Annotated in this window: 9 protein-coding genes; 5 read left to right on the top strand and 4 right to left on the bottom strand. The window is 70.9% G+C overall.

The features are described 5' to 3' along the window. Nucleotides 1–147: 147 nt before the first annotated feature. Nucleotides 148–714 (bottom strand): isopentenyl-diphosphate Delta-isomerase, encoded by a 567-nt coding sequence (gene idi / locus ACYVE7_RS21395; RefSeq protein WP_460366753.1) that lies wholly within the window; start codon nt 712–714, stop codon nt 148–150. A 130-nt stretch (nt 715–844) separates the two neighbouring features. Here idi and dxs point away from each other — a divergent pair, with 130 nt between their 5' ends. The 5 genes from dxs (at nt 845) to ACYVE7_RS21370 (ending at nt 6,587) form a co-directional block, all read left to right on the top strand. After that, nucleotides 845–2,752, top strand: a complete 1,908-nt coding sequence (dxs, locus tag ACYVE7_RS21390) for a 1-deoxy-D-xylulose-5-phosphate synthase (protein ID WP_460366752.1) — start codon at nt 845–847, stop codon at nt 2,750–2,752. Nucleotides 2,753–2,800: 48 nt separating this feature from the next. Continuing rightward, complete coding sequence (locus tag ACYVE7_RS21385) at nt 2,801–4,288, top strand: amino acid permease (protein WP_460366751.1); 1,488 nt, start codon at nt 2,801–2,803, stop codon at nt 4,286–4,288. A 35-nt stretch (nt 4,289–4,323) separates the two neighbouring features. Next, complete coding sequence (locus tag ACYVE7_RS21380) at nt 4,324–5,637, top strand: FAD-dependent oxidoreductase (protein WP_460366754.1); 1,314 nt, start codon at nt 4,324–4,326, stop codon at nt 5,635–5,637. 38 nt (nt 5,638–5,675) lie between these two features. Then, nucleotides 5,676–6,095 carry a hypothetical protein gene (locus tag ACYVE7_RS21375; protein ID WP_460366750.1) on the top strand — a complete coding sequence of 140 codons (420 nt, stop codon included), beginning with the start codon at nt 5,676–5,678 and terminating at the stop codon, nt 6,093–6,095. Between the two features lie 141 nt (nt 6,096–6,236). Next, the gene (locus ACYVE7_RS21370) at nt 6,237–6,587 is read left to right on the top strand and encodes a hypothetical protein (RefSeq protein ID WP_460366749.1); all 351 of its coding nucleotides are present in this window, start codon (nt 6,237–6,239) and stop codon (nt 6,585–6,587) included. A gap of 2 nt (nt 6,588–6,589) precedes the next feature. On the opposite strand, the gene ACYVE7_RS21365 is transcribed toward ACYVE7_RS21370, so the two are convergent. The 3 genes from ACYVE7_RS21365 to ACYVE7_RS21355 form a co-directional block, all read right to left on the bottom strand. After that, complete coding sequence (locus tag ACYVE7_RS21365; RefSeq protein WP_460366748.1) at nt 6,590–7,000, bottom strand: hypothetical protein; 411 nt, start codon at nt 6,998–7,000, stop codon at nt 6,590–6,592. 92 nt (nt 7,001–7,092) lie between these two features. Beyond that, nucleotides 7,093–8,499, bottom strand: a complete 1,407-nt coding sequence (locus ACYVE7_RS21360) for an aminobutyraldehyde dehydrogenase (RefSeq protein ID WP_460366747.1) — start codon at nt 8,497–8,499, stop codon at nt 7,093–7,095. Nucleotides 8,500–8,507: 8 nt separating this feature from the next. Beyond that, nucleotides 8,508–9,908: an NAD(P)/FAD-dependent oxidoreductase gene (locus ACYVE7_RS21355; RefSeq protein ID WP_460366746.1), complete on the bottom strand. Its 1,401-nt coding sequence runs from the start codon at nt 9,906–9,908 to the stop codon at nt 8,508–8,510. Nucleotides 9,909–9,966 lie beyond the last annotated feature (58 nt).

Below are 9,966 nucleotides of genomic sequence, written 5' to 3'. Positions count from 1 at the left end.
CTGCGCCGCCCGATCGTCGCGCTCGGCCGTCAGGGCGGGCTGTGGACTCCGTCCGCCACGCTCCTCGCCGACGTCCGCGCGATGCTCGTCGAGCCGCCACCGCGCCGCCCCGTCCTCCTTAACTGACCGTCACCGCGCCGTCCCGGTTCACCAGGTGATGGCGGGCGGCGGCAGCGCCGGATCGGCGGCCGGCCACTCCAGCGGGGAACCGAGCGGGACCAGCTGCTCCATCTGCTTGAGGAACCACGGCGACGCGCGCGGGTCGTCGCGCAGCGCCATGACCCCCGCCCAGGTGCGCCACTCCAGCGCCTCGACCTCGGCCGGGTCGCGCACCGGCTCGCCCGTCACCCGCGCCCGCACGACGGGGCACCATTCGAACTCGACGATCCCGTCCTGCTCGGCCCGGTAGACGAACTCCGGCAGGATCAGGGTCACCTCGCGGGCGTCGAGCCCGAGCTCGGTCCTGATCCGCCGGGTGGCGGCCTCGCGGAGGGTCTCGCCGGGCGCCGGATGCCCGCACGCGCTGTTGGTCCAGACGGACGGGAAGCTCCGCTTGGCGTGCGCCCGCTGTGTCAGCAGGATGCGACCTTCCTCGTCCACGAGATAGGAAGAGAAGGCCAGATGGAAAGGTGTGTCGCCGTGATGGCTCTCCGCTTTGGGGGCCGTTCCGGTGCTGTGTCCCGCTTCGTCCAACAGGACGATCTGCTCCGCCATGGTGATCATCATCTCCCTCGCTCCGCGTGCTGCGCCAACCGGCATTAAACTCTCCACAACCACGGGAAGCAGGGGCCTGCTTCGAGAGTCGTATAGATCGTGGGCCTCACCGCCATAGGAGATGACCCGATTGAGCCTGCTTGAGTCGATCAAAGGTCCTGACGACCTGAAGCGCCTGCCCGTCGAGGCGCTGCCCGAGCTGCACGCGGAGATCCGCGCGTTCCTCGTCGACGCCGTCGCCAAGACGGGAGGCCACCTCGGTCCGAACCTCGGTGTGGTGGAACTCACCGTCGCCTTGCACCGGGTCTTCGACTCGCCGCGCGACAGGATCCTGTTCGACACCGGTCATCAGGCCTATGTCCACAAGTTGCTGACGGGCCGCCAGGACTTCGGCGACCTGCGCCGCAAGGGCGGGCTCAGCGGCTACCCGAGCCAGGCCGAGTCCGAGCACGACGTGATCGAGAACTCGCACGCCTCGACCGCGCTCTCCTGGGCCGACGGCATCGCCAAGGCGTTCCAGGTCCGCGGTGAGGACGACCGGCACGTGATCGCGGTCGTCGGTGACGGCGCCCTGACGGGCGGCATGTGCTGGGAGGCGTTGAACAACATCGCCGCGGGCAAGGACCGGCCGGTCATCATCGTGGTCAACGACAACGGCCGCTCCTACTCCCCGACGATCGGCGGCCTCGCCAGCCACCTGTCCGACCTGCGCGTCACCCAGGGGTATGAGAAGGCGCTCGACCTGGTGAAGAAGACGGTGCCGCGGGTACCGGTCGCCGGCGAGCTGGCCTATGAGGCGCTGCACGGCATCAAGAAGGGCCTCAAGGACATCCTGCAGCCGCAGGCGATGTTCGAGGACCTCGGCATGAAGTACGTCGGCCCGATCGACGGCCATGACGAGCAGGCGATGGAACGTGCCCTGCGCAAGGCGCGCGGGTTCGGCGCCCCGGTGATCGTGCACGCGATCACCAGCAAGGGCAAGGGCTACGCCCCGGCCGAGCAGAACGAAGAGGACAACATGCACGGCGGCGGGTCGTTCGACCCCGCGACCGGCAAGTCCGCCCCCAGCTCGACGCCCGGCTGGACCAAGGTGTTCAGCCAGGAGATGGTGCGGATCGGCGGCGAGCGCGCCGACGTCGTCGGCATCACCGCGGCGATGCTGCACCCCGTCGGCCTGGCCGCGTTCGCCGACGCCTACCCCGACCGCATCTACGACGTCGGCATCGCCGAGCAGCACGCCGCCACCTCGGCCGCCGGTCTGGCGCTGGGCGGCCTGCACCCGGTCGTCGCGATCTACGCGACCTTCCTCAACCGCGCCTTCGACCAGGTCCTGATGGACATCGCCCTGCACAGGCAGGCCGTCACCTTCGTGCTGGACCGCGCGGGCGTCACCGGCGACGACGGCGCCTCCCACAACGGCATGTGGGATCTGTCGATCCTCGCGCTGATCCCGGGGATGCAGATCGCCGTTCCGCGCGACGGCGCCCGGCTGCGGGAACTGCTCCGCGACTGCCTGGACATCACCTCGGGGCCGTCCGCGATCCGCTTCCCCAAGGGCCCGGTCTTCGCGGACGTCGAGCCGGTCGGCAGGCTCGGCCGGATGGACGTGCTGTTCGACCGTCCCGGCAAGGACGTGCTGATCGTCGGGGTCGGTTCGATGGCCGTCTGCGCGAAGGACGCCGCGGAGCGCCTGATCGACCAGGGCATCGACGCCACCGTCGTCGACCCGCGCTGGGTGAAGCCGCTCGACCCCGAGCTCGCCGAGGCGGCCGCCGCCTACAAGCTCGTGGTCGTCATCGAGGACAACGGCCGGACGGGCGCGGTCGGCGACGCGGTCGCCCGTCAGCTCCGTGACGCGGGCGTGGACGTCCCGATCCGCACCTACGGCATCCCGCAGGAGTTCCTGGACCACGCGTCCCGCGCGCAGATCCTCGGCGAGATCGGCCTCACCCCGCAGGACGTCGCACGCGAGATCACCGAGACCGTCGCGAAGGTGACCAACCGCAGGACGTTGAGGTCACGCGTCGCCGGACGCTGACTTGTTACGGTGTGTAGTTCCATTGAATACACACCGTGGCGAGGGTCCGTGACCAGCAGTCTGTTCCGCACCAAGACGATCGAGCAGTCGATCAAGGAGACCGAGGAGCCGGGCCACCGGCTTCGCAAGACGCTGTCCGCCTTCGACCTCACCGTCTTCGGCATCGGCGTCATCGTCGGCACGGGCATCTTCGTGCTGACCGGCATCGTCGCCAAGAACTACGCAGGACCGGCCGTCGCGATCTCGTTCGTGTTCGCCGGGATCGTCTGCGGTCTGGCCGCGCTCTGCTACGCCGAGTTCGCCTCGACGGTCCCGGTGGCCGGCTCGGCGTACACCTTCTCCTACGCGACGATCGGTGAGTTCCCCGCCTGGATCATCGGCTGGGACCTCATCCTGGAACTGGCGCTCGGCGCGGCGGTCGTGGCCGTCGGCTGGTCGGGCTACGCCACGTCGCTGCTGGACGGCATGGGCGTGCACCTGCCCGAGAGCCTGGCGGGCGAGAACGCGACCTTCAACGTGCCCGCCGTGATCGTCGTGCTCTGTGTGACGGCGCTGCTGGTGATGGGCGTCAAGGTGTCGTCGCGGGTGAACGCCGTGATGGTCGTGATCAAGCTGAGCGTCATCGCTCTGGTGATCGTCGCGGGCCTGTTCTTCGTCAAGGCGAAGAACTACACGCCGTTCATCCCGCCGCCCAAGAGCACCCCGGGGATCGACGGCTGGGCGGCGCCGCTGCTCCAGGTACTGACCGGGGTCACGCCGCAGGCGTTCGGCTGGCTCGGCATCTTCGGCGCCGTCGCGATCGTTTTCTTCGCCTACATCGGCTTCGACGTGGTCGCCACGGCCGCCGAGGAGTCCCGCAACCCGCAGCGCGACCTGCCGATCGGCATCATCGCCTCGCTGGTGATCTGCACCGCGCTGTACGTCGCGGTCTCGCTGGTGCTGGTCGGGATGCAGCACTACTCGCGGCTGAGCGAGGACGCGCCGCTGGCCGACGCGTTCAAGGAGGTCGGCCACCCGTTCTTCGCCTCCCTGATCAGCATCGGCGCGATCTTCGGTCTGACGACGGTCGTGCTGATCCTGCTGCTCGGCCAGAGCCGGGTGTTCTTCGCGATGAGCCGGGACGGCCTGCTCCCCAAGTGGCTGTCGGAGGTCCACCCGAAGTACGGCACCCCCGCCCGTTCGACGGTCTTCATGGGGACCATCGTGGCGATCCTGGCGGGGCTGATCCCGCTGTCGGCGCTGTCGGAACTGGTCAACATCGGCACGCTGTTCGCGTTCGTGGTCGTCGCGATCGGGGTGGTCGTGCTGCGCCGCACCCGGCCCGACCTGCCGCGCTCGTTCCGCTGCCCGGGTGTGCCGTTCGTGCCGGCGCTCGCGGTGCTGGGCAGCCTGTTCGTGATGCTGAACCTGCCGGTCGAGACCTGGGTGCGGTTCCTGGTCTGGATGCTGCTGGGCAGCGTCCTGTACTTCACCTACGGGCGCAAGCACAGCCGGTTGCGGGAACGGTCCGGGAACGGGGATCAAGTCGTGATCTGAGCGGCCATGGCGTCAAGGAACCGGTTGCGGGCACAATCTCCACTGTGACGGACTATACGGTCGCAGTCGTCGGAGCCGGGCCCGCCGGACTGTACGCTGCCGAGGCCCTGGTCAAAGGCGGCGTCAAGGTCGATGTGATCGACCGGCTGCCGACCCCTTACGGGCTGGTCCGGTACGGCGTCGCACCGGACCACAAATCCATCAAGGCCATCGCCAAGTACCTCCAGCGGGTGCTGGAGCAGCCGGGTGTCCGGTTCTTCGGCTGTGTCGAACTGGGCCGCGACCTCAGCCGCGACGACCTGCTGAACTGCTACGACGCGGTCGTCTACTGCACGGGCGCGATGGTGGACCGCCGGCTCGGCATCCCCGGCGAGGATCTGCCGGGCTCGATCGCGGCCACCGACTTCGTCAACTGGTACTGCGGCCATCCCGACGCCGCCGCCCACTCCTTCGACCTGTCGGTCGAGGAGGTCGCGGTGATCGGCGTCGGGAACGTCGCGGTCGACGTGGTCAGGATCCTCGCCAAGACGGCCTCGGAACTGCGCGACACCGACATCCCCGAGCACGTCCTGAACGCCCTGGACTCCTCGAAGGTCCGCCGGATCCATCTGATCGGCAGACGCGGTCCCGCGCAGGCCAAGTTCACCACCAAGGAGGCCAGGGAGCTCGGCGAGCTGCCCAGCGCCTCCGTCCACGTCGACCCGCGCGATCTGGAGCTCGACCCCGCGTCGGCGGCGCTGGCCGACAGCGACCGGCACGTCCGCGCCAACCTCGCCGCGATGGCGAAGTGGACGGCCACCCCGCCCGACGCCGCCCGCCGGATCGATCTGCGGTTCTGGCTGGCGCCCACCGAGATCCTCGGCACCGACCGGGTCGACGGGCTGCGCCTGGAGCGCACCGTGCCGGTCGAGGGCGGCATCGCCGGGACGGGCGTGCTGGAGACCCTCGACGTCGGCGCGGTCGTCCGCTCGGTCGGCTACCGGAGCGTCCCGCTGGAGGGCGTGCCGTTCGACGAGCGCGCCTCGGTGATCGTGCACGACCGCGGCAGGATCCGCGACGGCGAGTACACGGCGGGCTGGATCAAGCGCGGTCCGAGCGGGGTCGTCGGCACCAACAAGTCCGACGCGGCCGAGACAGTGACGTCCGTTCTGGCCGATCTGGGGGCCCGACCACGTCCGATCGGTGATCTGGAAGCCCTCCTGACATCCCGCGGCGTCCAATTCGTCACCTATTCGCATTGGTTGGGACTAGACGCGGCGGAAGTCGCGCTGGCAGCATCTCTGGCACGCGGTGAACGCGTCAAGCTGGGCACATGGGAGGCGATGCGCTCGGCTTGTGATCCGGGGTAGTCGTACGACTAAAGACCACAACCCAGGAGTGGTGAAGCGTGACCGTCCTCGACTCGCACCGCAGCGACAGCGGCTACCGCGCCGTCAACACCGGGCCGGTGCCGCCCGCCCGCTATGGCTTCCCGCCTTCGGAGGCGGTGCCCCATCTGCGCTGGCTCGGCGGCGACTACGCCGCGCTCCTGGTACACGAGCTGGAACGGGGACTGCTCCGCCAGGATCCCGGGACCGTGCTGCGCGGCGTGCGCTGCGAGGCCGATCCGGTGCTGACGACCGTCACGGTGGACCGCGGGGTGCTCCGCGCCCAGGACGCCTCGTTCGCGCTGGAGATCCTGCTCCGTGACGGCCTGGGCCGCTCCTGGCGGCTGCGCGGCCGCTGGACCTACGCGGGCCGTGAGCTGGGCACCTCGCACGCGAACGTCACCCACTACTGGGAGCTGCTCTCCGCTGCGCTCGTGTGACGGGGCCGTACACGAGCGATGCGCTTGACCTATCGGGCCAATACCCGCATAGGCGCTGGTCAGGACTGATGGATCACAGGGAAGTGGGTACGAGACCGTGGCCCTCGCGCTAGGTTTCGCGGTGTGACAGGCGGACCAGCGGTGTACGGTTTTCCTCCGCCCGAGCGGTTGCCGCAACTGCGCTGGCTCGGCCCGGACTACGCCGCCATGCTCGCCTACGACCTCGAACAGGGCCTGCTCCGCCAGGACACCGGCACCCGGCTGCTCGCCGTCCGCTGCGAGAGCGATCCGCTCCTGAAGACCGCCACCGTCGACCCGGCCGGGATCATCCGCGCCCACGACGCCGCCTTCTCCCTCGAAGTGCTCCTCACCGACGGAATGCGCCGCAACTGGCGCCTGCGCGGCCGCTGGACCTACGTCGGCCGCGACCTGGGCACCACCGTCGCCCACGTCACCCACTACTGGGAACTGTTCACCGCCGACCGCGTCTAGCGCTACGCCGGGCGGTCGAGGACGGCGAGGAGGTCGGCGGGGTCGAGGGTCCAGGCGGTCGCCTTCCACTTGCCCGAGCAGTCGCAGGCGGCGTCCATGCAGGCGTTGGAGCAGTCGGAGGGCGGGGCCGTCAGGCCGGGGCGCGCCGTTTCGGCCAGCACCCGGCCGTCGGCGAGCCTGCCGTCCGCGCGGAGCCGGGCGTTCTCCCGCCGCAGCGCTCTCAGCTCGGCCTGCGCGACGGTCAGCCGCCGCTCGAACAGCACGACCACCCGCTCGATCACCTCCTGCTCGTGGACCGGCAGCACGGCGGACAGCACCCGCTCGATGACGAGCGGGGCCTCCTCGACGGCCACGCCGCGCAGCGCCCCGCGCGCGACCCGGTACAGCTCCTCGGGAACTCCTGCTGGATCCATCCCACCTCCGCAAAGACCACGCCCGCCCTCCAGCGTGCGTGATCCTTTCCCGGCTGTCTTGTCACCGGGCGGTGGGATTTCTCACGCCCCTGTCACGCGGGGCGGAAGGAGTCGCGGGCGGCGGGCGCGGCGTGCTTCACCATGATGTGGCGGGTCACCGAGTACTCGGCGACGGACTCCTGGCTCATGTCCTTGCCGAACCCGCTGCCCTTGACCCCGCCGTGCGGAGCTTCGGAGGCGATCGGCAGATGGTCGTTGATCCAGGTGACCCCGACGTCGAGCCGGTGCGCGACCCGCAGCGCCCGGGACACGTCGCCGGTCCAGATCGAGGACGCGAGCCCGTAGGGGGTGTCGTTGGCGAGCCCGACCGCGTCGTCCTCGTCGTCGAAGGGCAGCACGACCAGGACGGGACCGAACACCTCGCCCTGCACGATCTCGCTGTCCTGGGCGGCCCCGGTGACGAGCGTGGGCGGGTAGAAGAAGCCGGGCCCGTCGAGGGGCGCGCCGCCGCACAGCGCGGTGGCTCCTTCGGCGACGGCCCGCCGCACGAAGCCGTCGACCCGGTCGCGGTGCGCCGCGGAGATCAGCGGCCCGATGTCGGTGCCCTCCGCCCAGGGGTCGCCGACCCGGACGGTGCTCATGGTCGCGTGCAGCGCCTCGACGGCGGCGTCGTAGACGTCGCGGTGGGCGTAGACACGGGTGGCCGCGGTGCAGTCCTGGCCGGTGTTGTAGGTGGTGCCCATGGTGAGCCCGCCGGCCATCTGCTCGAGGTCGGCGTCGGGGAAGACGAGGGCGGGGGCCTTGCCGCCGAGTTCGAGGTGGACGCGCTTGAGCCCGTCGACGGCTCCGCGCATGACGGCCTTGCCGGTCGCGGTGGAGCCGGTGACGCTGACCATGTCGACGCCGGGGTCGGTGACGAGCACGGAGCCGAGGTCCGCTCCGCCGAGCACCACCTGGACGAGCCCCGCGGGCGCCCCGGCCTCGACGATCAGCTCGGCGAGCCGGAGAGTTCCGCGCGGGGTCTGCGGCGCGGGCTTGATGATCACCGCGTTGCCCGCCGCCACCGCGGGCCCGATCTTCCAGATCGCCATGACGAGGGGGAAGTTCCACGGGGCGATGGAGGCGACCACGCCGACGGGCCGCCGCACGAGCATCGAGGTGTACCCGGAACTGAGGACCCCGGCTCCCGTCCCGTCGAGCGACCGGGCCGCTCCGGCGAAGAACCGCAGGTTGTCGGCGGCGAACGGCAGCTCGCCCTCGGCGAACACCGGCGCGGGCTTCCCGGTCTCCTCGACCTCGAGCCTGGTCAGCTCCTCGGCATGGGCCTCGAGGAGGTCGGCGAGCCGCAGCAGGACCCGGGCGCGTTCACCGGGCGTCGCGTCGCGCCAGCTCCGCTGCGCCGCGCGCGCCGCCGCGACGATCGCGGGCAGCTCACCGGGGTGGGTGTCCTTGAGCTCGGCGAAGGCCAGGCCGGTGGCGGGATTGATCAGTACGGACATGAATCCTCTTAGGAGTTGAAACCGATGCCGAAGGTGTCGAGGAGGCGGAGCCAGGGGCCGCGGCGGCCTTCGCGTTCGTCGGCGCGGACGAGCGCGCGGCGCGTGAGCTCGACGACGGGCCAGCGCAGGGGTTCCGGCGGGAACGGGACGGGGGAGCGGCGGACCATCTCCAGTCCCGTCCGCTCGGTGGAGCGGCGGGCCAGCAGGTCGAGCGCGACCTGGGCGCCGAACCGGGACGCGGCGACGCCGAGGCCGGTGTAACCGACCGCGTAGCCGACGCGGCCGCCGTAGGCGGTGCCGAACGCGGCGGTGAACCGGCTGGTGGAGTCGATGGCGCCGCCCCAGCGGTGGCTGAAGCCGAGCCCTTCGAGCTGCGGGAAGGTCCGGAAGAAGTGCCGGGCGAGCAGCTCGTGGGAGGCGGGCCTGCGGGCCTTGACGTCCTCGACGGTGCCGCCCCGATGGTAGATCGCGTCGTAGCCGCCCCACAGGATCCGGTCGTCGGAGGTGAGCCGGTAGTAGTGGAACTGGTTGCCGGCGTCGGTGACGCCCTGCCGCTCCCGCCAGCCCAGCGACGCGAGCTGTGCCTGCGACAGCGGCTCGGTCATCAGGGCGTAGTCCCAGACCGGCAGGATCAGATGCCGCAGCCGCTTCAGCGGCGCCGGGTAGGCGTTGGTGGCGATCAGCGCCTGGCCCGCGGTCACCGGGCCGTGCGGGGTGTCCACCCGGATCCCGGCCCCCGCACCGGCGAACCCGGTGACGGGGGTCCCCTCGTGCAGCCGTACCCCGAGCCGTTCGGCGATCACGGTCAGCGCGTCGACGAGCAGCCCCGGATCGACGAGCCCGCCGGTGGAGCGGACCCGCAGCCCGCCCAGGTAGGTGGGGGAGTCGACGTCGGCGCGCATCCGCCGCTCGTCCAGCCATTCGGCGTCGTCGCCCTGCTCCAGATGGAGCCGTTCCAGCGCCCGCAGCTCGCCGATCTGGTGCGGCGCGACCGCGACGGTCGTCTTGCCGGTGAGCCGCAGGCCCGCGTCCATCCCGTGCCGGTCGAGCGTCGCGGCGATCTCCGCGAGGTTCTCCCGGCCCAGCCGCACCAGTGTCGGCAGTTCCGCGGGCCAGCGGGATTTGCCGTGCGAGAGCCCGTGGGTGAGCGAGTCGGAGAGGAACCCGCCGTTGCGGCCGCTGCCGCCGAAGCCGAGCGAGGCCGCCTCCAGCAGCAGGACGTCCGCGCCGGGGTTCTCCTCCTTGGCGAGGATCGCGGCCCACAGGCCGGTGAACCCGCCACCGACGATCACCAGATCGGCCTGGGCCGCCCCGGTGAGCGCCGGGTAGGGGCCGGGACGTTCCGCCCGGTCGGTCCAGAAGACCGCCTCACGGGCTCCGTCCAGGCCCGGTGCCGTGCCCAGGGTCATCCGCGTGCCGCGCGTTCGATGAGGTCGGCGGCCAGGGTGACGCCGTCGCGCGCGCGGA

The sequence above is a fragment of the Actinocorallia lasiicapitis genome (assembly GCF_054778695.1).
The sequence above is the reverse complement of the archived record's forward strand: the minus strand, read 5'-3'. Positions and strand labels throughout refer to the sequence as shown.

Bases quoted from the DNA above. Each gene is read 5' to 3' on its own strand.
- idi (WP_460366753.1), bottom strand. From the start codon at position 714: ATGGCGGAGCAGATCGTCCTGTTGGACGAAGCGGGACACAGCACCGGA.
- ACYVE7_RS21365 (WP_460366748.1), bottom strand. From the start codon at position 7,000: ATGGATCCAGCAGGAGTTCCCGAGGAGCTGTACCGGGTCGCGCGCGGG.
- ACYVE7_RS21360 (WP_460366747.1), bottom strand. From the start codon at position 8,499: ATGTCCGTACTGATCAATCCCGCCACCGGCCTGGCCTTCGCCGAGCTC.
- ACYVE7_RS21355 (WP_460366746.1), bottom strand. From the start codon at position 9,908: ATGACCCTGGGCACGGCACCGGGCCTGGACGGAGCCCGTGAGGCGGTC.